The organism is Streptomyces sp. NBC_01275 (assembly GCF_026340655.1).
Taxonomy (GTDB): domain Bacteria; phylum Actinomycetota; class Actinomycetes; order Streptomycetales; family Streptomycetaceae; genus Streptomyces.
On record NZ_JAPEOZ010000001.1, the window covers coordinates 2,347,203 to 2,370,644 of the forward strand.

Annotated in this window: 20 protein-coding genes; 8 read left to right on the forward strand and 12 right to left on the reverse strand. The window is 73.0% G+C overall.

All coding sequences use genetic code 11. The features are described from left to right. Nucleotides 1-26: 26 nt before the first annotated feature. The 3 genes from OG562_RS10110 to rsmH form a co-directional block, all read right to left on the reverse strand. Complete coding sequence (locus OG562_RS10110) at nucleotides 27-1,991, reverse strand: penicillin-binding protein 2 (RefSeq protein WP_323187498.1); 1,965 nt, start codon at nucleotides 1,989-1,991, stop codon at nucleotides 27-29. Between the two features lie 5 nt (nucleotides 1,992-1,996). Then, on the reverse strand, nucleotides 1,997-2,569 hold the full coding sequence (locus tag OG562_RS10115) for a septum formation initiator family protein (protein ID WP_266396004.1): 573 nt from the start codon (nucleotides 2,567-2,569) through the stop codon (nucleotides 1,997-1,999). Between the two features lie 61 nt (nucleotides 2,570-2,630). Further along, nucleotides 2,631-3,587, reverse strand: a complete 957-nt coding sequence (rsmH, locus tag OG562_RS10120; RefSeq protein ID WP_266396006.1) for a 16S rRNA (cytosine(1402)-N(4))-methyltransferase RsmH — start codon at nucleotides 3,585-3,587, stop codon at nucleotides 2,631-2,633. A 344-nt stretch (nucleotides 3,588-3,931) separates the two neighbouring features. Here rsmH and OG562_RS10125 point away from each other — a divergent pair, with 344 nt between their 5' ends. The 4 genes from OG562_RS10125 (at nucleotide 3,932) to OG562_RS10140 (ending at nucleotide 9,659) form a co-directional block, all read left to right on the forward strand. After that, a complete protein-coding gene (locus tag OG562_RS10125) occupies nucleotides 3,932-4,477 on the forward strand; it encodes a carbonic anhydrase (RefSeq protein WP_266396007.1) in 546 nt (181 codons plus the stop codon). A 258-nt stretch (nucleotides 4,478-4,735) separates the two neighbouring features. Next, a complete protein-coding gene (locus OG562_RS10130) occupies nucleotides 4,736-5,770 on the forward strand; it encodes a MoxR family ATPase (RefSeq protein WP_266396008.1) in 1,035 nt (344 codons plus the stop codon). Then, nucleotides 5,770-7,143, forward strand: coding sequence for a DUF58 domain-containing protein (locus OG562_RS10135; protein WP_266396010.1), 1,374 nt, complete (start codon nucleotides 5,770-5,772; stop codon nucleotides 7,141-7,143). The genes OG562_RS10130 and OG562_RS10135 overlap by 1 nt, the downstream gene beginning before the upstream one ends. After that, the gene (locus tag OG562_RS10140) at nucleotides 7,140-9,659 is read left to right on the forward strand and encodes a DUF3488 and transglutaminase-like domain-containing protein (protein ID WP_266396012.1); all 2,520 of its coding nucleotides are present in this window, start codon (nucleotides 7,140-7,142) and stop codon (nucleotides 9,657-9,659) included. The genes OG562_RS10135 and OG562_RS10140 overlap by 4 nt, the downstream gene beginning before the upstream one ends. 330 nt (nucleotides 9,660-9,989) lie before the next feature. On the opposite strand, the gene OG562_RS10145 is transcribed toward OG562_RS10140, so the two are convergent. From OG562_RS10145 to OG562_RS10155, 3 genes are all read right to left on the reverse strand, one after another. Further along, a complete protein-coding gene (locus tag OG562_RS10145; protein ID WP_266396014.1) occupies nucleotides 9,990-10,400 on the reverse strand; it encodes a DUF3040 domain-containing protein in 411 nt (136 codons plus the stop codon). Nucleotides 10,401-10,676: 276 nt separating this feature from the next. Next, nucleotides 10,677-11,504, reverse strand: coding sequence for a methyltransferase (locus OG562_RS10150; protein ID WP_266396016.1), 828 nt, complete (start codon nucleotides 11,502-11,504; stop codon nucleotides 10,677-10,679). A 170-nt stretch (nucleotides 11,505-11,674) separates the two neighbouring features. Then, entirely contained in the window at nucleotides 11,675-12,247 is a 573-nt protein-coding gene (locus OG562_RS10155) for an SAV_6107 family HEPN domain-containing protein (protein ID WP_266396017.1), read from the reverse strand. Nucleotides 12,248-12,447: 200 nt separating this feature from the next. Here OG562_RS10155 and OG562_RS10160 point away from each other — a divergent pair, with 200 nt between their 5' ends. The 4 genes from OG562_RS10160 to OG562_RS10175 all read left to right on the forward strand — a co-directional run bounded on the left by OG562_RS10160 (nucleotide 12,448) and on the right by OG562_RS10175 (nucleotide 18,281). Continuing rightward, nucleotides 12,448-13,305, forward strand: a complete 858-nt coding sequence (locus OG562_RS10160) for an ATP-binding cassette domain-containing protein (RefSeq protein WP_266396018.1) — start codon at nucleotides 12,448-12,450, stop codon at nucleotides 13,303-13,305. Beyond that, nucleotides 13,277-15,361 carry a YhgE/Pip domain-containing protein gene (locus tag OG562_RS10165; protein ID WP_266396020.1) on the forward strand — a complete coding sequence of 695 codons (2,085 nt, stop codon included), beginning with the start codon at nucleotides 13,277-13,279 and terminating at the stop codon, nucleotides 15,359-15,361. The genes OG562_RS10160 and OG562_RS10165 overlap by 29 nt, the downstream gene beginning before the upstream one ends. Before the next feature lie 101 nt (nucleotides 15,362-15,462). Beyond that, a complete protein-coding gene (locus tag OG562_RS10170; RefSeq protein ID WP_266396021.1) occupies nucleotides 15,463-16,089 on the forward strand; it encodes a TetR/AcrR family transcriptional regulator in 627 nt (208 codons plus the stop codon). Between the two features lie 677 nt (nucleotides 16,090-16,766). Further along, the gene (locus OG562_RS10175; protein ID WP_266396022.1) at nucleotides 16,767-18,281 is read left to right on the forward strand and encodes an NAD(P)/FAD-dependent oxidoreductase; all 1,515 of its coding nucleotides are present in this window, start codon (nucleotides 16,767-16,769) and stop codon (nucleotides 18,279-18,281) included. 92 nt (nucleotides 18,282-18,373) lie between these two features. On the opposite strand, the gene OG562_RS10180 is transcribed toward OG562_RS10175, so the two are convergent. From OG562_RS10180 to OG562_RS10205, 6 genes are all read right to left on the reverse strand, one after another. After that, nucleotides 18,374-19,438, reverse strand: coding sequence for a hypothetical protein (locus OG562_RS10180; RefSeq protein WP_266396023.1), 1,065 nt, complete (start codon nucleotides 19,436-19,438; stop codon nucleotides 18,374-18,376). 56 nt (nucleotides 19,439-19,494) lie between these two features. Continuing rightward, nucleotides 19,495-20,418: a methylenetetrahydrofolate reductase [NAD(P)H] gene (metF, locus tag OG562_RS10185; RefSeq protein ID WP_266396024.1), complete on the reverse strand. Its 924-nt coding sequence runs from the start codon at nucleotides 20,416-20,418 to the stop codon at nucleotides 19,495-19,497. A 135-nt stretch (nucleotides 20,419-20,553) separates the two neighbouring features. After that, entirely contained in the window at nucleotides 20,554-21,219 is a 666-nt protein-coding gene (thiE, locus tag OG562_RS10190; RefSeq protein ID WP_266409147.1) for a thiamine phosphate synthase, read from the reverse strand. A 110-nt stretch (nucleotides 21,220-21,329) separates the two neighbouring features. After that, a complete protein-coding gene (locus OG562_RS10195; protein ID WP_266396026.1) occupies nucleotides 21,330-21,695 on the reverse strand; it encodes an Rv2175c family DNA-binding protein in 366 nt (121 codons plus the stop codon). Between the two features lie 69 nt (nucleotides 21,696-21,764). After that, complete coding sequence (locus OG562_RS10200) at nucleotides 21,765-22,952, reverse strand: NAD(P)/FAD-dependent oxidoreductase (RefSeq protein ID WP_266409150.1); 1,188 nt, start codon at nucleotides 22,950-22,952, stop codon at nucleotides 21,765-21,767. A 116-nt stretch (nucleotides 22,953-23,068) separates the two neighbouring features. Next, a complete protein-coding gene (locus OG562_RS10205) occupies nucleotides 23,069-23,419 on the reverse strand; it encodes a hypothetical protein (RefSeq protein ID WP_266396027.1) in 351 nt (116 codons plus the stop codon). Between the last annotated feature and the right edge of the window lie 23 nt (nucleotides 23,420-23,442).

Sequence of the window (23,442 nt, forward strand, 5' to 3'; positions counted from 1 at the left end):
GGGCTGGGTTCAGGGACGTCAGGGGTTCAGGGGATGAAGGAGACCGGAAGGTTCGCGGCCTTCGCCCCGGTGGGCGGGATCTGCAGGGTCTTCAGGGAGAACTCCATCACCTGCTTGAAGATGGGGCCGCAGATCTGGCCGCCGAAGTAGCTGCCCTTGGTGGCGTTCTGGATGGCGCAGTAGACGGTGACGCGGGGGTTGTCGGCGGGCGCGAAGCCGGCGAACGACGAGGTGTAGCCCTTGTACTTGCCGGTGGCCGGATCCACGCGGTTGGCGGTACCGGTCTTGCCCGCGACGCGGTAGCCGGGGATGCGCGCCTTGGCGCCGGTGCCCTGCTCGTCGTCCACGACCGACTCCAGCATCTGGGCGAGGGTCTTGGCCGTCTTCTGACTGATCACCCGGGACTTCTTGGGCGCGGCGGCGGGCGTGAAGCGTCCGTCGGGACCCTGGGTGCCGCGGACCAGGGAGGGTGCGACGCGGACGCCGCCGTTGGCGATCGTCGAGTAGACGGAGGCCGCCTGGAGCGCGTTGAGCGACATGCCCTGGCCGAAAGGAATCGTGTACTGCTGCGAGGTCGACCACTTCTGCGGCGCGGCGAGGATGCCCTGCGTCTCGCCGGGGAAACCGACGCCGGTGGGGCTGCCGATGCCGAACTTGCGCAGGTAGGAGTAGAGGACCCGGTTGGCGTCGGCCTGGGTCTTGCCGAGCTCTCCGGTGGCCAGGATGGTGCCGATGTTGCTCGACTTGGCGAGCACGCCGTTGAGCGTGAGGTACCAGGTCGCGTGGTCGATGTCGTCCTGGAAGAGCCGGTCGCCCCGGTGCAGCCGGTTGGGCACGGTGACGTGCGTCAGCGGCGTGGCGACGTTCTCCTCCAGCACGGCGGCCATCGACATGACCTTGGCGGTGGAGCCGGGCTCGTAGACGTCCTGGAGCGCCGCGTTGCCCATGTCCGCCGAGTTGGCCTGGGTGAGGTCGTTGGGGTCGAAGCCGGGCGAGTTGGCCATGGCGAGGATCTCGCCGGTGCGGGTGTCCTGGACGACGACGTATCCGCGGTCGGCCTTGGAGGCCTTCACCTGCTCGGTGATGGCGTTCTGCGCGGCCCACTGGATGTCGCGGTCGATGGTCAGCTCGACGTCGGAGCCAGGCACCGCGGGGGTCTCCGTGGAACCCCCCGCGGTGGGCACCTGGCGGCCGCCGGACTGGGCGTAGCGGATCTTGCCGTCCTTGCCGGCGAGGGTGGTGTTCAGCTGCTGCTCGATGCCGCCGCCGCCCTTTCCCTCGGCGTTGACCCAGCCCAGTATCCCGGCGGCGAGATCGCCGTTGGGGTACACGCGCTTGCTGCTGGGAACGGAGAAGACGCCCGCGAGGACGTTGACCGTGACGCCGTCCGAGTCGGCCTTCGCGGTGAGCGCGGCCTTCAGGTCCTTGATCTGCTTCCAGACCTGCGGGGTCTGCCGGCCGGCGAGCTTGGCGTAGCGCGTGGCCGAGTTCTTGGGGCGCAGCTTCTTGACGAGCGCGGACTGCTCCTGGCCGAGGATCGGCGCCAGGAGCGCGGCCGCCTGCTCGGGGCCGTCGTCGATCTTCAGCTGGTCGGGGGCGAACATCGTGGGGTCGGCGGTGATGTCGTAGGCGTCCTCGCTGGTCGCGAAGGCGATGCCGCTGCGGTCGGTGATCTCGCCGCGCTCGGCGGCCAGCACCTGGCCGACGTACCGGTTCTGCTCGGCCTTGGCGGCGTACGTGCTCGCGTCGACGGCCTGCACCTGCAGCAGGCGTACGACGAAGGCGGTCAGCACCAGGGCCAGCGCGAGGCCGACCATGCGCAGCCGGGGGCGGGGGCTGCCGAGCCGGATGACCTTCGGAGCCGTGGGGCGGGGCGGGGCGGGGCGGCGGGCCGGGCGGGCGCCGGGGCCGGGGCGCCGCTGGGCGGACGCGGGGCGGGCGGGCCGGGCGGGGCCGGGCACGCGCCGGCGCGGCGGTTCCCTGTCGGACACTTCCGTCACCTGCCGGGGGTCGTGGGGGTGGCTGCGGTCGGAACGGGGGCCGCGCTCTGCAAGGGAGCGGAGCCCGGCACCGGAGAGACGCCCGGTGCGGGCGAGGCGTTCGGCACGGGCGAGACGCTCGGGGCGGGCGGCGGCGGGGACGCGATCGTCTGGGAGAGCGTGATGGCCTCCGGCGGCCGTACGGCGGCGTCCTGTGTGGGCCGCAGGGCGGCGGCCGTGGGAACGCCCTTCACCGTGCCGTCGGGGTCGAGGAAGGCGGGGTCGCCGCCGGGGATCATGCCGAGTTCGCTCGCGCGGCGCTGGAGGGCGTCCGGGGCGGAGTAGGAGTCGATGTCCCGCTGGAGCGCCTGCTCCTCGTCGGTGAGGCTCTTGGTGTCCCTCTGGAGGTCGTCCATCTTGAACGAGCCCTCGCTGAGCGCGGAGTTCAGCACGAGCAGTCCGATGAGGCCGCCGCCGAGCAGAAGGACGACGAGGAGGACGAACGGGGTGCGGGCCGCCTGGCGCGGGCCTGCGGGAAAGAGACGCGCGAACCGGGCCGCCCGCCCCTTCAGTTCGGGTTTCCTGCTCACTCACCCTCCCCTGAGTTCGGTTTTCCAACCCGCGCCCGTCGCTGCGCTCGTCCCACGTCCCTCATTCGATGGACTCCCTGATCCGCTCGGCCCCGCGCAGTCGCGCCGGGGCGGCACGCCGGTTCTCGGCGACCTCTTCCTCGGTGGGAAGTTCGGCACCGCGGGTGAGCAGCTTGAGCCGGGGCTGGTAGCGCTCGGGCACGATGGGCAGTCCGGGCGGCGCGGTGTTGGCGGCGCCCGCCGCGAACACCTGCTTGACCAGCCGGTCCTCCAGCGAGTGGTACGACAGGACGGCGATCCGCCCGCCCACGTCGAGCGTCTGCACCGCGGCCGGGATCGCCCGCTCCAGTACGGAGAGCTCGCCGTTGACCTCGATGCGCAGGGCCTGGAAGGTGCGCTTGGCCGGGTTGCCGCCGGTGCGCTTGGCAGCCTGCGGAAGCGCGTTGCGAATCAGGTCGACGAGCCGGGCGCTGTTGGCGAAGGGCTCCTTGTCGCGTTCGCGCACGACGGCCGAGACGATCCGCTTGGCCTGCTTCTCCTCGCCGTACGCCCGCAGGATCCTGACGAGTTCGCCGGGCGCGTAGGTGTTGAGGACCTCGGCGGCGCTGATGCCGGTCGTCTGGTCCATACGCATGTCGAGGGGGGCGTCCTGGGCGTAGGCGAAGCCCCGGTCGGCCTCGTCGAGTTGCATGGAGGAGACGCCGAGGTCGAACAGGACGCCCTGCACGCGCGCGAGGCCGAGCCGCTCGAGTACGTCGGGGAGTTCGTCGTAGACCGCGTGCACGAGGGTGGCGCGCTCACCGAAGGGGGCGAGGCGCTCGCCGGACAGGCGCAGGGCCTCCTTGTCGCGGTCGAGGGCGACGAGCCGGGCCTCGGGGAACTGCGTCAGCAGGGCCTCGCTGTGTCCGCCGAGGCCGAGCGTGCAGTCGACGACGACCGCTCCGGGCCGCTGCAGTGCGGGGGCCAACAGGTCCAGGCACCGCTGGAGCATCACCGGGACGTGTCGACTCTGGCTCAAGGGGGCCTCTCAGATCCGGCGGGAGATACGCACCGCCGGTCCCCGCCCTCCGGTGAGGGGAAGGCCTGCCGGCGCGGGTTCGAATCCAGCAGGGAGAACGCCGTCCGCGCCGTCGGAGGGCGGCCTCCCGCTTCGCGTCACTTTAGTCCACGCTGTCTCGCGGTCAATCAACCGGCCTGCGCGTCGCGGCCCGGTACGCGCGCGAAGCGGCGAACCCGTGGAAACCACTCGCACGGACGTCCCCCTCTCACCCCTGTGGCTTACCTCACAAAGAGGACGTGATGACGCTCTTTTTCCCTTCTCACAGGAGGACCGGGACGGCCGTGACCAGTACCGTCATGGTTATGACGACTTCTGCATCGGTTCCCGCAGGGCCCGAAGGCGCCATAACCGAGGGCACGGTCACCGACCGCCTCGTCGAGGCGAACGGGCGGTACGCCGCCGCGTTCGCCGACCCCGGGATGGACGCCCACCCCGTCCTGCAGGTCGCCGTGGTCGCCTGCATGGACGCCCGCCTCGACCTGCACGCCGCACTCGGCCTGGAGCTCGGCGACTGCCACACGATCCGCAACGCGGGCGGGGTCGTCACCGACGACGTGATCCGCTCGCTCACCATCAGCCAGCGGGCGCTGGGCACCCGCAGCGTGGTGCTCATCCACCACACCGGCTGCGGTCTGGAGACCCTCACCGAGGAGTTCCGCCACGAGCTGGAGATGGAGGTCGGCCAGCGTCCGGCCTGGGCCGTGGAGGCCTTCCGGGACGTCGACCAGGACGTACGGCAGTCGATGCAGCGCGTGCGCACCTCGCCGTTCCTGGTGCGCACCGACGACGTGCGCGGCTTCGTCTTCGACGTGAAGACGGGTCTGCTGCGCGAGATCGACCCCGCGTAACGCATCACGGCCGCTGTCGGCCGCTGTCTTTCACTGTCGTTTCGCTGTTGATTTCAGGTCTGCGGGTACCCAAAAGGTCATAACGCCGACATATCACGGACAGTTGTCCACAGGCGAGTGACACGAATCGATAACGGCAGCAACAATGCGGGTGTGACGCCACGCTGAGCTTTTCGTGGGTGGCGCACGTGATTCGGGGTGGGCCGGTCCGCAGCACAGAGCGACGGCCCGTTGAAAGTGTGGGCCGAGGAGGGCCGGGTGACGACCTATGACGAGCGAGCGAGCCTCACAGATCTGACCGCCACTGTGGAGCGTGTCCGCAGTTCGGTGGAGGGAGTGATCGAGGGCAAGCCCGAGGTCGTACGGCTTTCGCTGACCGTGCTGCTCGCCGAGGGGCATCTGCTGATCGAGGATGTCCCCGGCGTCGGCAAGACGATGCTCGCCAAGGCGCTGGCGCGGTCCATCGACTGCTCCGTGCGGCGCATCCAGTTCACGCCCGACCTGCTGCCCTCGGACATCACGGGCGTGTCCATCTGGGACCAGCAGCGCCGGGACTTCGAGTTCAAACCGGGCGCGATCTTCGCGCAGATCGTGATCGGCGACGAGATCAACCGCGCCTCGCCGAAGACGCAGTCCGCGCTCCTGGAGTCGCTGGAGGAGCGCCAGGTCACCATCGACGGGCAGACCTACGAGCTGCCCAGCCCGTTCATGGTGGTGGCCACGCAGAACCCGGTCGAGATGGAGGGCACCTACCCGCTGCCCGAGGCGCAGCGCGACCGCTTCATGGCCCGCGTCTCCATCGGCTACCCCAGCGCCGAGGCCGAGCTGCAGATGCTCGACGTGCACGGCGGGGTCAGCCCCCTGGACGACCTCCAGCCGGTGGCCCACGCGCACGAGATCGTGAAGCTGATCGACGCCGTCCGCGGCGTCCACGTCGCCGAGTCCGTCCGCCGCTACGCGGTCGACCTGGTCTCCGCCACGCGCACCCATCCCGACCTGCGACTCGGCGCCTCCCCGCGCGCGACGCTGCATCTGCTGCGCGCGGCGAAGGCGTCCGCCGCCCTCAGCGGCCGGGACTACGCACTGCCGGACGACCTGCAGAACCTCGCCGTGGCCGTCCTGGCCCACCGGCTGCTGCTCACCGCCCAGGCCCAGCTGAACCGCCGCACGGCGGAGCAGGTCGTCGAGGAGATCCTGCAGCGCACCTCGGTGCCCGCGGCTCCCCAGCAGAGCCCCAGCTACGGCCTGGGCCACGGCACGCAGGCGTACGGCCGGCCGCCGCGGAGGCTGTGATGAGCGCCGGGGGGACCGGGCTGCCGGAGACCGGCCGCGGCGAGAAGGGCGGCGCACGCACCGCCCTGGCCGGTCTGACCACCCGCGGGCGCTCCTTCCTGGCCGCCGGCGTCGCGGCCGCCGTCTGCGCCTATGTGCTCGGACAGCCCGATCTGCTGCGGGTCGGGCTGCTGCTGGCCGCCCTGCCGCTGATCTGCGCCGGCGTCGTCTACCGCACCCGCTACCGGGTCGCCGGCAGCCGCCGGCTCTCCCCCGCGCGCGTCCCCGCCGGCAGCGAGGCCCGCGTCCACCTGCGGATGGAGAACGTCTCGCGGCTGCCCACCGGCCTGCTGATGCTCCAGGACCGGGTGCCCTACGTGCTCGGCCCGCGCCCCCGCTTCGTCCTGGACCGGGTCGAGGCGGGCGGCCGCCGCGAGGTGTCCTACCGGGTCCGCTCCGACCTGCGCGGCCGCTACCCCCTGGGCCCGCTCCAGCTGCGCCTGAGCGACCCGTTCGGCATGTGCGAACTGACCCGCTCCTTCTCGACGTACGACACGCTGACGGTCATCCCGCGCGTGGAGCCGCTGCCCCCGGTCCGCCTGACCGGCGAGGCCAAGGGGTACGGCGACGGGCGGCAGCGCTCCCTGGCGCTGGCCGGCGAGGACGACGTGATCCCGCGCGGCTACCGCTACGGCGACGACCTGCGCCGGGTCCACTGGCGCTCCACCGCCCGCTACGGCGAGCTGATGGTGCGCCGCGAGGAGCAGCCCCAGCGGGCGCGCTGCACGGTCCTCCTGGACACCCGCGGCCTCGCCTACCAGGGCGCGGGCCCCGACTCGGCCTTCGAGTGGGCCGTCTCGGGCGCCGCGTCCGCGCTGGTGCACATGCTGGAGCGGGGCTTCTCCGTGCGGCTGCTCACGGACACCGGGAACTCGGTGCCCGGCGAGGGCGCCGACGGCTTCGCCGGGGCGAGCCAGGAGACGGCCGACGCGGCCGGGCTGATGATGGACACCCTCGCGGTGGTCGACCACTCCGACGGCACCGGCCTGTCCCGGGCCTACGACGTGCTGCGCCGCGGCAACGAGGGGCTGCTGGTGGCCTTCCTCGGCGACCTCGACGAGGAGCAGGCGGCGGTCGCCGCGAAGATGCGCCGACGCAGCGGGGGCGCGGTGGCGTTCCTGCTGGACGGCGACGGCTGGGTGCGTGAACCGAACGGCGTGCCCGATCCGATGAACAGGCAGGAGGAGCGGCTGCGGATGCTGCGCGAGGCGGGCTGGACGGCCCTGAGCGTGCCGCGGGGCGCTTCGCTTGACGAGCTCTGGCGCCAGGCCGGCCGGGAGCAGGCGGGGGTCGTGACGGCGGGCGGGACGCGGGCGGGGGAGGCGGGATCATGAGCGGTCGGGCTCGGCTGACGCTGTGCTCCGCGGCGGCCACGCTGATGGCGGCGTGCGCGATGCTGCCCCTGGTGGACCCGGCGACGTGGTTCCTCCAGGCGGCGCTCCTGCTGGCGATCCAGTCCGGGGTGGGCGCCGCCGTGCGACGGGCGCCGCTGGCCCGGCCGCTGACCGTGGCCGCCCAGGCCCTGGTCACGCTGGTGCTGCTGACTCTGGTCTTCGCCCGAGGGCACGCCTTCCTCGGGCTGCTCCCCGGCCCGGAGGCCTTCCAGCACTTCGGCGACCTGCTCCAGGCGGGCGCCGACGACGTGGGGCGGTACGCGATCCCGGCCCCGCTGTCCGACGGCATCCGGCTGATGGTGATCGGCGGCGTGCTGGTGATCGGGCTGGCGGTGGAGACCCTCGCGGTGACCTTCCGCAACGCGGCCCCGGCCGGTCTGCCGCTGCTCGCGCTGTACTCGGTCGCCGCGGGCCTGTCCGACGGGGCGACCGACTGGCTGTGGTTCCTGGTCGCCGCCGCCGGCTATCTGATGCTGCTCCTCGCCGAGGGCCGGGAGCGGCTCTCCCAGTGGGGCCGCGTCTTCGCCGGCGCCCCGCGCGCAGCGGGCGAACAGCCCGGCCCGGTGGCTCCCGTGCGCACCGGCCGGCGGATCGGCGTCGCCGCCCTGGGCGTCGCCCTGGTCATACCGCTGCTGCCGCTGCCGGCGATACAGGAGGGCCTGCTGGGCGGTGGCGGCGGCGTGGGCGCGGGCAACGGCGGCGGGGGCACGATCTCCGCGGTCAACCCGCTGGTGTCGCTGCGCGACAGTCTGAACGTGGACGAGGACCGCACGGTCCTGAACCTGCGCACCAACACCGCCGACATCTCGGACATGTATCTGCGGATCGTGTCCCTGGACGACTTCGACGGCACGACGTGGAAGCCGGCCAAGCGCCACATCGTCGCCGTGCCCGACGAGTTCCCCACGCCCACCGGCCTGGGCTCCGACGTCAAGCGCACGGAGATCACCACCCGCGTCTCGGCCTCCGAGGGGTACGCCCAGAGCTGGCTGCCGATGCCCTACCCGCCGAGCGGCGTGAAGATCAAGGGCAACTGGCGGTACGAACCGGTCGGCATGACCCTCGTCGGCGACCACGGCCAGAACACCAGCGGCAGGTCGTACGAGGTGAAGAGCCTCGACGTGCAGCCGACGGCGGAGCAGTTGGCCTCCGCCCCGGAGGCTCCCGGTTCCATCAGGAACACCTACACCAAGGTGCCGGACTCGCTGCCGTCGGTGGTGGCGCGTCAGGCCCGCGAGATCACCAAGGCCGCCACGAGCGACTACGAGAAGGCGGTCGCGCTCCAGGACTACTTCGCGGTGACGGGCGGCTTCGAGTACGACACCGAGGTGCAGGTCGGCAGCGGCCCCGACGCGATCGCCCGCTTCCTGCGGGACAAGCGGGGCTTCTGCGTCCACTTCTCGTTCGCGATGGCGGCGATGGCCCGCACGCTGGGCATACCGGCCCGGGTCGCGGTGGGCTTCGCCCCCGGCACCCCGCAGGCGGACGGTTCGGTGGCGGTGGGCCTGAAGGACGCGCACGCCTGGCCCGAGCTGTACTTCGAGGGCGTGGGCTGGACCCGCTTCGAGCCGACCCCGACCCGAGGCACGACGCCCCCGTACACGCTGCCGGACACCTCGGGCGACGCGGTGCCCGATCTGCCGCAGGCCACGCGTTCGGCGGACGCGGCGCCGTCGGCCGAGGCGTCGGCGAGCACCAGCTGCTCGGCCGAGGACAAGAAGCTCGAGGGCTGCGCCGCGGCGCTGCCGCTGGACCCGACGCAGCAGAACGGCGGCGGCCCGCCCTGGTACGAGATCGCCGGCTGGACGCTGCTGGGGGCCGCGGGCATCGCCCTCCCCCTGCTGCCGATGCTGTGGCGGCTGAGGCGGCGCTCGATGCGGCTGGCATCGGCCCAGCACTCCGCGTCCGCCGCGGCCGGGTCGCCGCCCGCCCGCGGCCGCGGCAAGGGCGGAGCCGACGGCCTGGAGGACGGGTACACCGGTCCGGGAATCCGGCTGGACGCTCCGACGCAGGAGGCCACGGAAGCGGCCGTCGCGCATGTCCTGGCGGTCTGGCGTGAGCTCACCGACACGGCCTGGGACTTCGGCATCGAGCCGGACGAGGCGCTGACGCCACGGCGGGCGGCCGCGCGGATCGTCCGGATCGGGGAGCTGGACGAGACGGCGGCACGGTCGGTGCACCGGGTCGCGGGCGCCGTGGAGCAGGTGCTGTTCGCACCGCAGCCACGGGCCGAGGCCGGTCTCGCCGACGAGGTGCGCACCGTGCGGACGTCCCTGCGGGCGAAGGTCGGCTGGACCACGCGCGTGCGCGCCGTCGTCGCGCCGCGCTCCGCCGTCCGCGCCCTGTGGGACCTCAACGACCGCTGGACGGCGCTCCAGGCGGCCGGAGCGGCCCGGCTGGCGACCCTGACGGCCCTGCTCCGACGCCCGCGACCGTCCGGCCAGGAGGGCGGCTGAGGCACAGCGGACCGAGGTCGGCTGAGGTCGGCTGGGATCGGCTGGGATCGGCTGGAAACAGCACGACGACGTTCGGCCCCCGCCCCGGGCGAGATCCGGGGGCGGGGGCCGAACGCTGTGCTGAGACGGGAATGGGGGCGAGGGCGAAGGCTGGGGCTGGGGCGGCGGCCGGCCCGGCGACGCCGTGAGCGCTTGGAAGGCGGTGGCGTGGAAGCGGGCAGGGGCGGTGGGCCGGGCATGCGTGAGGGGTGACCGCCCGGTCGGGCGGTCACCCCTCATCAACGTCTGTAGCGTCTGTGCGCGGCTACGGCGCGGAAAGCACGGACGGTGTCACTGACCGCCGCCCTGCTGCTCGTCACGCCTGCGCTGCCAGCGCTGCTCGATACGGTCCATCACCGAGCGCTTCTGCCGTCCCTGACCGCGGGTGCGCGGGGCGCCGGAGGCTCCTGCCGCGGGCTGCTCGCCCGGCTTGGGGGCCTTGCGCCAGCCGGTCACGGCGAGCACCGCACAGCCCAGCATGACGAGGAAGCCCACGACGCTGAGCCAGACCTGCTTCGCGACCATACCGGCCATGAGGAGCGCGATACCCACAAGGAAGCCGGCGACCGCCTGGTAGACCCGCCGCCGGGTGTACGTACGCAGCCCGCTTCCCTCGAGCGCCGACGCGAACTTGGGATCTTCGGCGTACAGCGCTCGCTCCATTTGCTCGAGCATGCGCTGCTCGTGCTCCGAGAGCGGCACGGAGTCCTCCTCATCGTGCAGTCGCCGGGGCGACCCGGGGGGTCCCTTCAGGATAGGCAGGGAATCGCCCCCGTGAAACCCGCCCCTCTACGCCAATTGGCCAACCGGAGCCCGTCATGGACGTCCCGGTCCGCTGAAGATTCCATTCCCCAACGGCCGACCCGTCATGCCGGGCGGTCTCCCTCGATCATACGGCGCACAGCGCTCGAACGGGGGGCCTGTGGCGTACTCCATGTGCAGCCAAGTCCCTGATCAGCGCTGCGCCCCGGCAGCCGCTCAGGCCTCGTCGGCCCCCGGTGTCTCGCCGAGCACGTGAAGCTGGGTGGCCACGGAGTGGAAGGCGGGGAGCTGGGCGGCGGCCTCCTCCAGCTTCAGCAGGGCGTCCATGGCGCCGGGCTCGGTGTCCACGAGGACGCCCGGGACCAGGTCGGCGAAGACCCTGACGCCGTGCACGGCGCCGACCCTGAGGCCCGCGCCCTCGACCAGCGCGGCGAGTTGCTCGGCGGTGAAGCGGCGCGGCACGGGGTCGCCCGCGCCCCAGCGGCCGTCCGGGTCGGCCAGGGCCTGGCGGGCCTCGTTGAAGTGCCCGGCGAGAGCACGGGCGAGGACGGCTCCGCCGAGGCCGGCGGCGAGCAGGCTGAGGACGCCCTCGGAGCGCAGCGCGGCCACCGCGTTGCGGACGCCCTCGGCCGGGTCGTCGACGTACTCCAGGACGCCGTGGCACAGGACCGCGTCGTAGCCGCCGCGCTCGACCACGTCGAAGAGGCCGTGGGCGTCGCCCTGGACGCCCCGCACCCGGTCGGCGACGCCGGCCTCGGCGGTGCGTCGCTCCAGGGCGAAGAGCGCGTTGGGGCTGGGGTCGACGACGGTGACCCGGTGCCCGAGGCGGGCGACGGGCACCGCGAAGTTGCCGCTGCCGCCTCCGGTGTCCAGGACGTCCAGCGACTCACGGCCGGTGGCCTTGACCCGGCGTTCCAGAGCCTCCTGGAGGACCTCCCAGACCACGGCGGTACGGAGCGAGGCGCGGGGTCGAGGGGGGTCGGAGCGCAGCGACGTCGGCTGAGGGCGGTGGGGGGAGACGGGCGGGCGCATCGGGTCCGACACGGCAGTTGACTCCTCGGCGCGGCACCGCCTCTTGCGCGGCGGAGCGATCGGGCTGCCTCCCCGCGCACCGCCGGCGGTGCGGGCGGGCCGAGGGAAGGCTTCAGGCGTCTTCCACCCTATTGCCTCCGCCGCCGGACCCGGGCACTGCGGTGCGCCGCGGCGAGCACCGCTCAGCCCGCGTCGGGCATCGTCCGGCCCGGTCCGGGGCCGTCGGGGTCGGCGCCGCCGCGCCCGTCCTGGCGTGGCTGCGGAAGGACCGGCTGGAGGACCAGCATGCGCTCGACGAGGCGGAGGAACATCGCCACGTCACGTATCAGGTCGTCGGCGTCGCGGCGGCTGGCCGCGCCCTGGATGCCGGCCTCGGCCCGGGCACGGCGCCGGGCTCCGGAGGCGAACAGCGCGCTCCACTCGGTGAGTTCGGGCGCGATCTCGGGGAGCACCTCCCAGGCGCTGCGGATGCGCGCCCGGCGGCGCGGCGAGGGGTCCGGGCGGCCTCGGGCGGCGAGCACGGCGGCGGCTGTGCGCAGGGCCGCGAGGTGGGCCGTGGCGTAGCGCTCGTTGGACGTCTCGAGGGCGGCCGCCTCGTCCAGTCCGGCGCGGGCCTGGGCGAGCAGGTCGAGGGCGGCCGGCGGGGCGGTCGTCCGGCGCAGCACGGGGTGCACGTCGCTCGCCGGGCCGTTCAGTGAGGGGGCAGGGCCGGTGGCGCGGCGCCGGTGGGCGGCGGCTGCGTGGGAGCTGGCCATGACGAACCTCCTGTCGTCGTGTGACGGCACACCCTGCGACGAGGTGCCGCGTATGTGCCCATCGTGAGCTATGGCACTGACAATCCGTTCTGACCTGCGCTTTTGCTTCGATCGTAGGTTCGGGCTAGTTTTTGCACTGACCAGTCAGTTCAAAAACTCTGGTGCACCACTCGGATGCACCGGAGCGGTGCACCACTCGGATGCAGAAGTCAGGGGGGACAGTGGGAGGCGTCCGCATCACAGCCGCAGGCTTCGGCCTCGAAGGCCCGCGCGGATGGGCGTTCCGCGGCGTCGACGTCGACGCCGAGCCGGGCTCGCTGATCGCGGTCGAGGGGCCCTCCGGCTCCGGCCGGACGAGTCTGCTGCTCGCGCTCACCGGGCGGATGAAGGCCACCGAGGGGACGGCCGGCGTCGGCGCGGCGACGCTGCCGAAGCAGCTGGCGGCGGTGCGCCGCGTCAGCGCTTTGGCCAACGTCGCCGGCGTCACCGACCTCGACCCCGCCCTCACCGTCGGCGAGCACCTGCGCGAACGGGCGCTGCTGCAACGGCGGTTCGGCGGCTCCGTACGGGAGCTGCTGCGGCCGCGTACGGAACGGGCGGCGCAGGCGCGGCTGCGGATCGACGACGCGCTCAGCGCCGCCGGGCTCGACCGCGAGGCGCTGCCCAAGGGCGCGCGGACCGCCGTACGGGATCTGGAGCGGGTCGAGGCGCTGCGGCTGTCGGTGGCTCTGGCGCTCGTCGGGCGACCGGGGCTGCTGGGGGTCGACGACGTCGACCTGAAGCTGACGGACGCCGAACGGGGCGAGGCGTGGGCGCTGCTCAGGTCCCTCGCCGCGGCGGGGACGACGGTCGTCGCCGTGTGCGCGCAGGCCCCCGAAGGGGTCGTGTCGGTGTCCACGCGCGCGCGGGCCGCGACGGCCGCCGAAGAGCCCGGAGAAGAAGCAGGCGAGGACGTCGTCGAGGGTGTCGCCGAGAAGGCCGCCGAGGAATCCATGACGGAATCCGTCGTGCAGGGAGAGGAGTCGGCGGATGCGCTCGCCGAGACTGGCCGCGCTTGAGCTGCGCCGCTTCGGGAGGGGGAAGCTCCCGCGGGCCGCGCTGGTCGCGCTCCTGCTGCTGCCCCTGCTGTACGGCGCGCTGTATCTGTGGTCCTTCTGGGACCCCTACGGCCGGCTGGACCGCATCCCCGTGGCGCTGGTCAACGACGACAAGGGGGCGACCGCCGAGGGCAGGAAGATCACCGCGGGCGACGACATCACGCGCGGGCTGCGCGACAGCGAGGTCTTCGACTGGCACGAGGTGAGCGCCGCGCAGGCACGCGCGGGCGTGGAGGACGGGACGTACTACCTGTCGCTGACCATGCCCGCCGACTTCAGCACGCGCATCGCCTCCAGCGCGGGCGACTCCCCCGAGACCGGCGCCCTTCAGGTGCGTACGAACGACGCGAACAACTACATCGTCGGGCAGATCTCGCGGACGGTCTTCAGCGAGGTGCGCACGGCGGCCTCCACCAAGGCCTCGCGGTCGTTCCTGGACAAGATGTTCATCTCGTTCTCCGACATCCACGGCGCGACCGCGAAGGCCGCCGACGGGGCCTCCGACCTGGAGAACGGGATCGGGAAGGCCGAGAAGGGCTCCAAGAGCCTCGCCGACGGGCTGAAGGACGCCGAGAGCGGCAGCGGCAAGCTGTCCAAGGGCCTGAAGAAGCTCGACACGGGCGCCGGCGACCTTCAGGACGGGTCGCAGAAGGTCGCGGACGGCACCCAGGCGCTCGCCGACAGGGTCAACGGGGTCGCCGCCAAGGTCGGGCCCTTCCTGAAGGACAACGAGAAGACCATCGGGGACACCGCCCAGCTGGTCGCCGACGCCGCCGGGACGGTCCGCGCCGACCTCGACACCCTGGTGAAGGCAGCGCCGACCGCCGCCGAAGGCGCCCACACGGCCTCGGACGCCCTCGGCGCCGTCTACACCGCGCGCTGCGAGAGCCAGGTGCTGCCCGACACCGCCTGCGCCGACCTGAAGAAGGCCAGGGACGCGGCCGCCGACATCGCGACGATCGCCGACGACCTCACCACGCTGATCGCCGACCAGGACGGCGACCTGAAGACGCTGCGCACGAACCTCGGCACGCTCCAGGAGCAGGCGCAGGCCCTCGCCGACCGCGCCCCGCACCTCTCCGAGGACCTCGACGACGCCGTGTCCAAGGTCAACAAGCTGAACACCGGGGCCTCGGAGGTCGCCGCGGGCGCCAAGAAGCTGCACACCGGGCTCGGCACCGCCAAGACCGGGGCCGGCGACCTGGACGAGGGCGTGACCGCGCTCGAGACCGGCGCCCAGGACCTCAATGGCGGCATGTTCAGGCTGGTCGACGGATCCGGCGAACTCGCCGACGGACTGCACGACGGCGCCGCGCGGATCCCCGACTACGACGAGCAGGACCGCGATGCGCGCACCGCCGTCATGGCCGACCCCGTGCAGCTCGCCTCCGAGGACCTGCACAAGGCGCCCAACTACGGCACCGGTTTCGCCCCGTACTTCATCCCGCTGTCGCTGTGGGTGGGCGCGATGGTGGCGTACATGCTGATCGCGCCGCTGAACCGGCGGGCGCTCGCCGCGGGCGCCTCGGCGTGGCGGATCGCGCTGGCGGGCTGGCTGCCGGTGGTCGCGATCGGGGTGCTGCAGACGACGGCCCTGATGGCCGTGCTGCACTGGGCGATCGGCCTGGAGATGGCCCGGACGGCCGGGACCGTGGGCTTCCTGTTCGTGGTGACGGCGTGCTTCGCGGCCCTCGTGCAGTGGCTCAACGCCCGCTTCGGCGCGGCGGGCCGGATCCTCGTCCTCGCCCTGCTGATGCTCCAGCTGACGTCCGCGGGCGGCACCTATCCCGTGCAGACGAGCCCCCGCTTCTTCAACGCGATCCACCCCTACCTGCCGATGAGTTACGTCGTCGAGGCGCTCAGGAGGCTCATCACGGGCGGCGGTCTGCAACCGGTGTGGCACGCGTGCGTGGTGCTGGTCGCCTTCACCGCGGGCGCCCTCGCGCTGACCGCCCTGTCGGCCCGCCGCCGCCAGGTGTGGACCCTGGACCGGCTGCACCCGGAGCTGACCCTGTGAGCGCGCGGCCTTCGGAGGGCCGGGTTCCGCAAGGTCGGGCTCCTGGCCGGGTTCCGCAAGGTCGGGTTCGTGGGGCTCGGGTTCCTGTGACAATCGGGACCATGGAAAGCAGCACCACGTCAGGCGGCCGCACCCGCCGCGAGGCCACTCGGCAGAAGCTCTACGAGGCGGCGGTCACCCTCATCGCCGAGCAGGGCTTCTCCGCCACCACGGTGGACGAGATCGCCGAACGGGCCGGCGTCGCGAAGGGCACGGTCTACTACAACTTCGCGAGCAAGTCGGTCCTCTTCGAGGAGCTGTTGAGGCACGGCGTGGGCCTCCTCACCGCCTCCCTCCGGGAGGCGGCCGAGCGCACGGCACGCGAGGGAGGCGGCAAGGTCGACGCCCTGGACGCGATGATCCGCGCGGGCCTGGTCTTCATCGACCGCTACCCGTCCTTCACCCAGCTGTACGTGGCCGAGCTCTGGCGCACCAACCGGGCCTGGCAGTCCACGCTCATGGTGGTCCGCCAGCAGGCGGTGGCCGTCGTCGAGGGCGTGCTGCGCGAGGGCATCGACGACGGCGAGTTCAGCGACGAGATCGACGTCCAGCTGACCGCCGCCGCGCTGGTCGGCATGGTCCTGGTGGCCGCCCTCGACTGGCAGGCCTTCCAGCCGGAGCGGTCCCTGGACGACGTCCACGCGGCACTGTCCCGGCTGCTGCAGGGGCGGGTGAGCGGCCGCTCCTGAGAGGGCGCGCGCGGGAGACCCACGTAGGGCGACCGCACGCGCAGGGGAGACGGCACGCGCGTGTGCGCACGAAAGCGCCGGTCCGTCGTGGCCACGTCCCCCGTGGACCACCGCGAACCGGCGCTTCCTCGTGCTCCCCCGTTTCCTGCGTTCCCCCGTTGTTCCCCCGTTCGGTCCTTCCCCCGGGTCCCCCCGTGCCTCGCTCCCGCCGAACCGGTCGCCGGTCGGCGGAAGGAGCGGATCGAGGGCCGCTCCGTTCCGGCGCCCCGTGTCGCCGGTGCCGGAGCCGCGCCCCTTCTCCGTGTCTCCACTCTCCCGTCCGCGCAGGTCGTCCCCCATCCGCGCGCGTACTCAACTCACTCCCTAGGTACGTGTACTCAGGCCTGCGCACTCATCCTCAGGACGCGACGCGGCCCACTGGTCACGATCGCGTCCGTGTCCGTACTCCCTCCGGCGCGGCGGCCGCCATCGCGGGCGCGCCGCTGCCGGCCGGGCCGGTGGTGCTGTTCCTCCTGGTCTCGCGGATCCGACGGTTCCTGCGGCAGGGCCCAGCGGCGCGAGGAGCGCCGGATCGCGAGCGGGACCGGCTCACCGCCCTGGTGAGCCGCGCATGACGTGACGCCGCCGGCCACGGGCCCGCGACGGCGTTGTCAGTGCCGGCCGATAAAGTCGCGGGCATGGGACGGATTGCGGTGATCGGCGCCGGGATGGGCGCGCTGGCGGCGGCCGCCCGGCTGGCCGTCGCGGGCCACCGGGTGACGGTGTACGAGCGTACGGAGACGTACGGCGGGTCGGTGCGCCGCTTCGAGCGGGACGGGTTCGGCTTCGACACCGGCCCGGGACTGCTGCCGCTGCCCGCCGTCTACCGCGACCTGTTCGTCAAGACCGGCAAGGAGCCGCTGGAGGCGTGCGTCGAGCTGGTCCAGGTCGACCCGTCGGCACGGCATGTGTTCGCGGACGGCGTCGAGGCGTCCCTGCCGAACGCCTCGCGCGCGGGCGTCGTCTCCGCTCTGGACGAGGCGCTGGGGTCGGGCGCCGGGCAGCGCTGGGGCGACTTCCTGGTCCGCGCCCGCGAGGCCTGGGAGCGTACGCGCCGGCCCCTCCTGGAAGAGCCCCTGTGGCCGAACTGGTCGGTGCTGGCCGACCGCGAGCCCTATCCGGCCGTCCCGCACAAGCGCCTGCTGCGCACCCGCCGGGCCGGCACCCTCGCCGAGATCGGCGCCTGGGAGCTGCGCGACCCCCGGCTCGCCGCGCTCCTGGAGGCGCACGCGCTCGCGTACGGCCTGGATCCCCGGGCCGCCCCGGCGAGCGCGGCCGTACTGCCGTACCTGGAGCACGCCTTCGGCACATGGCACGTCCGCGGGGGCGTCCGGGAGCTGGCCCGCGCGGTGTACGAGCGGTGTCTGGCCCGCCGGGTCGCGTTCGAGTTCGGCGCCGAGGTCACGCGGGTCATGGAGAAGGACGGGCGGGCGGCGGGCGTGGAGCTGGCCGACGGGACGGTGGTGGACGCGGACTTCGTGGTCGCCCCCGGCGACACCGCGGGCCTGCGCGCCCACACCGGCACCCACACGGACGCCCACGCGCGCGCCGACGGCCACTCCGTCGCCCCCGTCGCCCCCCAGCGGGGCCTGCCGAGCCGGCTGACCGTGCTGCTGGCGCTGCGCGGCGGTCGGCCGGAGGGGACGGCGCATCGGACGGTGGTGCACACCGAGGACCGCGAGGCCGAGCTGGAGAGCCTGTTCGGCACGGCGCCGGCCGTGCCCGCGCGGCCGACGGTCACGGTGCTGCGCCCCGGCGACGCCGCGCTGACGCCGGACGGCGACCACGAGGCGGTCACGCTCAGCGCCGTGGTCCCCGCCGGGGCGGAGATACGCGGCGAGCACGCGGACGCGCTGGTCTCCGTCGCCGAACGCGCCCTACCGGGCCTGCGCGAGAGGATCCTGTGGCGCGAGCTGCGCACGCCCGCCGACATCGCCGCGGAGACCGGCGCGACGGGCGGGGCGATCCCGGCGCCGGCGCTGGCCGCGGCCGGGGGCCGGCTGCTGCACCCGGCGAACTCCACGGGCCTGCAGGGCCTGTTCGGCGTCGGCGGCTGGTCGCATCCCGGCGGCGGACTCCCGCACGCGGGCATGTCGGGCGCGCTGGTGGCCGGACTGATCGTGGAGGGACCGGAGTTCCGGGGCTCGCAGTGAACTCCCGGTGAGGCCCGGCAAGTTCCCGGTGAGCTCCTGACAGTCAGCCCCGAAGGGCCGGCCGCCGGTCGGCCCCGAAGGCGAAGCGCCTGTCAGAACCGATACTGCTCGTCGTACCCGTTCCCCTGCTGCTGCCCGTTCCCCTGCTGCTGCCCGTCGCCCTGCTGCCCGTCGCCCTGGTACGGGTACGACTGCTCGGGCGGGAGTTCGCCGCCGAGCGGATCGTCGGTGCTGCGCTGCTGCGGGACCCAGACGCCGCCGGCCGGGGTCTCCCCGTAGCCGCTGGCGCCGTACTGGTCCTGGCCGTAGCCCTGCCCGTACTGCTGCTGGCCGTAGCCGGCGTCGTAGGAGCCGCCGCCGTAGGTCTGGGTGCCGATGTACGGGTCGGAGTAGGCGGCGTACTGCTGCTCGCCGGTGGTGTCGTAGCCGTACTGCTGCTGGCTGTACCCGGAGTAGTTGTCGTAGCCGTAGGTCTGGTCCGCGCCCTGGGCGGCCGTCGCGTACTGGTCCTGGGGCTGCGGCTGGCCGGTGGCGGCCGCGTAGGCGGCGTCGCTGTACACGCCGTAGGAGCCGGTGTCGTCGGGCAGGGGCTGCGGCTCGTACACGGACGCGCTCTCGCCGGCACGGGCGGCGGGCGTGAAGACGTCGTCGCGGTCGTAGTCGTCGTCGCCGAAGGAGCTCTTGTCGCCGTAGGAGTTCGCGTCCTGGCCGAACGCCATGTCGTCGCCGCCGTACGGCGACTCGGCGTCGTAGCCGGCCGCCTCGGCGGCCTCCAGGCCGGACACCTCGAGGGTGGGGTCCCGGCGCTCGGCCTTGCCGCGGCGGCGCTTGCTGCCACCGGCCTTGCTCTCGGCGTTCTCGGAGTTCCCGAAGCTCCCCGGGTCCTCGACGCTCTCGGCGTCCGCGCGCCGGACGGCCCAGCCCTCGGCGAAGCCGCGGCGGAACGACAGGGTGACGTAGGTCTGGCCGACCGCGAAGGCGATCGCGCCCAGGCCGATGACGACGACCGACGGAATCAGGACACCGAGAACCACGCCGAGGAAGCCGACGAAGGCCAGCAGCCGCCAGCGCAGCCGTGCCTTGTACTGCAGCAGGACCTCGCCCAGCAGCCACAACGCGACGATGCCGAACGCGATGTAGAGGACCGTCCAGCCCATGTACGCCCCTCTCCCAGTGGCCGCTACGCAGTGTGTCGTATGTCGGTGCGACCGGTCTAGGCCTGCGGCGGATGGTGCAGGCCCAGGTTCTCGTAGATTTCCAGCGTCGCCGTGGAGTTGTTGAGCGTGATGAAGTGCAGTCCGGGCACTCCCTCGGCCAGCAGCCGTGCGCAGAACTCCGTGGCGAAGTCGATGCCAATGGAGCGTACAGCGGCCGGATCGTCTTTGGCTGTGAGGATCCGCTCTTTCAGGGCGTCCGGGAAGTGGGCGTTGCTGAGCTTGGGCAGCCGCTCGAGCGCCTTCACACTCGTCACCGGCAGCACCTCGGGGATGACCGGCGTCGCACAGCCGGCCGCCTCCACCCGGTCGCGCAGGCGCAGATACGACTCGGGCTGGAAGAACATCTGCGTGATCGCGTAGTCGGCGCCGGCCCGGCACTTGTCGACGAAGTGCTCGACGTCCGCGTCCCAGTCCCCGGAGCGCGGGTGCATCTCCGGGAAGGCGGCGACGCCGACGCAGAAGTCGCCCGACTCCTTGATGAGCCGGACGAGCTCGGCGGCGTAGGTCAGGCCCTGCGGATGCGGGACCCAGTCGCCCATCGGGTCGCCGGGCGGGTCGCCGCGCACGGCGAGGATGTTGCGGATCCCGGCGTCGGCGTACTGGCCGATGATGTTGCGCAGCTCGGCGACGGAGTGGTCGACGGCGGTGAGATGCGCCACCGGGGTGAGGGTGGTGTCGACGACGATCTGCTGCGTCTCCCGAACCGTGGTGGCCCGGGTGGAGCCACCGGCGCCGTAGGTCACGGAGACGAAGTCGGGGGCGACGGCCTCGACCCTGCGCAGCGCGTTCCACAGGCTCCGCTCACCTTTGGGCGTCTTCGGCGCGTAGAACTCGAACGAGTACGTCGTCTTGCCGGTCGCCAGCATGTCACGCACGGTGCGCGCGTGGTCCGTCCTGGTGGATGCGGTTCCGAGGGCCATACCCGCAGGTTAGCCAGGGGGCGGCGGACACCCAACCGGACGTCGGATATTCGCCCGAATTGTCGGCCTGTTTTGTCCACCCCTCGGACAGGTCTCCGACCGAAAAGCGTCCTGGCGGTTCATGCGCTCCACGGCTCACACGCTCCGCAGTCGCTTCGCGAACTCCGTCGCCGCGGCGCGCGGGTCGTCCGCCTCGGTGAGCGCCCGGACCACGACCACGCGGCGGGCGCCCGCCTCCAGCACCTCGTCGAGGTTGCCGAGGTCGATGCCTCCGATGGCGAACCAGGGGCGGTCGGCGCCGAGGGACGCGGTGCGGCGGACCAGGTCGAGACCGGGGGCGTGACGGCCGGGCTTGGTGGGGGTGGGCCAGCACGGGCCGGTGCAGAAGTAGTCGACGCCGTCCTGGACGGCGGCGGCCTCCGCTTCCGCCCCGGCGTGCGTGGAGCGCCCTATGAGGACGTCGTCGCCGAGGATCGCGCGGGCCGCGGGGACCGGCAGGTCGCCCTGGCCGAGGTGGAGGACGTCGGCGCCGGCCGCGTGGGCGACGTCCGCGCGGTCGTTGACCGCGAGGAGCTTGCCGTGCCGGGCGCACGCGTCGGCGAACACCTTCAGGTGCTCCAGCTCCTCGGCCGCCTCCATGCCCTTGTCCCGCAGCTGCACGATGTCGACGCCGCCGGCGAGTACCGCGTCGAGGAACTCCGGCAGGTCGCCCTGGCGGGTGCGGGCGTCCGTGCAGAGGTAGAGCCGGGCGTCGCCGAGGCGGGCGGCGCGGGCGGTGGCGGACATGGACGTGTCAGGCAGACGCGTGTCGGGCATGCGTGTGTCCCCCCGGGGCGGTGGCATACGGGCCGCGGCCGCGGCACAGCGTGCGGCCGCGGCCCGTACACCGGGTGGTTGTTCGAATCAGCGGCTCAGACGGCGAGCGCCTGGGCGCGGCGCTTCACCTCCGTGCCGCGATTCTCGCTCAGAGCCTGCGCGGGGGTGCCGGGCAGGCTCGGGTCGGCGGTGAAGAGCCACTCCAGCATCTCTTCGTCCGAAAAGCCGTCGTCCCGCAGGAGCGTCAGGGTCCCGACCAGGCCCTTGACGACCTTGTCCTCGTCGATGAAGGCGGCGGGGACGTGCAGCGCGCGGTTCTCACCACGTCGTACGGCGATGAGCTGGCCCTCCTTGACCAGCTGCCGGACGCGCGTCACCTCGACATCGAGCATTTCGGCGATATCGGGCAGGGTGAGCCAGGCAGGGACGAGAGCATCGATCTTTGCGTCAATCTCGGTCACGGGAACAAGCCTGCCATCTGCCACTGACAGTCGGAAGCCGGGCCCGTCCGACCAGGCGGTTTCGGCACGTTACGCCGTCGCCGCCTTCAGCGGCCTGGCCGGATCCGCCAGGAGCTCGGGGTTCATCGCGGCTCCCGACTCGATCAGTCGGCGGCCCTGGGCCAGGTCCCGGGGGCGGCCCACCGCGAGCAGGGCGACCAGCCTGCCCTCGCGCAGCCAGCAGACCGTCCAGGCGGGGCCGGCGGGGTCGCCGCGCCACCGGGTGGTGTCGGCGGCGGAGTGGTGGCCGGCGTACTGGACGAAGCGGCCGAACTGCTCGGACCAGAAGTACGGGACCGGGTCGTAGACCGCGGGGGGCTCGCCGGTGACCGCGCCGAGGATGTTCGCCGCGACGGTGCGCGGGCCCTGGAGGGCGTTGTCCCAGTGGTGGACGAGAAGCCGCTCGCCGTACCTTCCTGAAGGGAAGGAGGCGCAGTCGCCGACCGCGTACACGTCCGGCACGGAGGTGCGCAGACAGGAGTCGGCCACGACCTCGCCGTGCACGCCGAGCTCGATGCCGGAACCGGCCAGCCAGGCGGTGGCGGGGCGGGCGCCGATGCCGACCACGACGGCTCCGGCGGGCAGCCGCGTGCCGTCGTCGAGGACGACCGCGCCGGGCTCGACGCGCTCCACGCGCGTGTGGGTGTGCAGGGCGATGCCGCTGTCGGCGTACCAGGCGGCCATCGGGGCGGCGACCTCGGCGGGCAGCGCCCCGGCCAACGGCCGGTCGGCGGCCTCGACGACGGTGACCGCGCAGCCTGCCTCGCGGGCGGCGGTGGCGAACTCCGCGCCGATCCAGCCGGCGCCGACGACCACGACGTCGTGCTGCCGGGCGAGCACGGGCCGCAGCCGTTCGGCGTCGTCCAGGGTGCGCAGCAGATGCACGCCGGGCACGCCCTCGGAGCCGGGCAGCCGGATCGGTTCGGCGCCGGTGGCGAGGACGAGGACGTCGTACGGGACGGGTCCGGTCTCGGTGTCCAGCTCATGGTCGGCGGGGCGCACGCCGAGGACCTCGCGGCCGAGCTGCAGCTCGATGCCGAGGCTCTCGAAGTCGACGTCGAAGGCGGAGCCCTCGGCCTTGCCGAGCAGGACGGCCTTGGACAGCGGGGGCCGGTCGTAGGGCTGGTGGGGCTCGGCGCCGATCAGCGTCACCGCCGCGTCGAAGCCCTGCTCGAAGCCCTGCTCGCGCAGGGCGACCGCGGTCTGCACCCCGGCCATGCCCGCGCCGACGACGACCACGCGCCGTACGGCCGAACCGCCTTCCGCGACCGGCCCGCTCTCTCCCTGCGTCTGCTCGCTCACCCGATCACCTTAGTCAGCTGACGAACGGTCAGTCAGTCGTCGTGCTCCGTGACCTGCTCCACGACACTGGTCCCGCTGCCGGACTGCGACTCCCACTCCCAGGTCTCGTCGAGGCGCACCCGCCGGTCGGGCAGCTCGACGACCGTCGACACGCAGTGCCCGGCGGACGTCGTCCCGTCCCGCTTGAGCTGCACGTACCGGAAGTCGAGCCGGTCCCCCTCCCGGGTGCCCACCAGATGCCCGCGTACCACGTCGCCGCCCGCGTAGTCGGCCCAGATCACGCCGTCTTGCTCGTGGTACGTGAAGCGGGTGCGGGCGCCGACCTGACCGGGGGCCTGGTCGGCGACGGGGGCCAGGACGAGGCCGTCGAGGGAACGGGGCACGGAAGGAGGCTCCCTTACTGAGT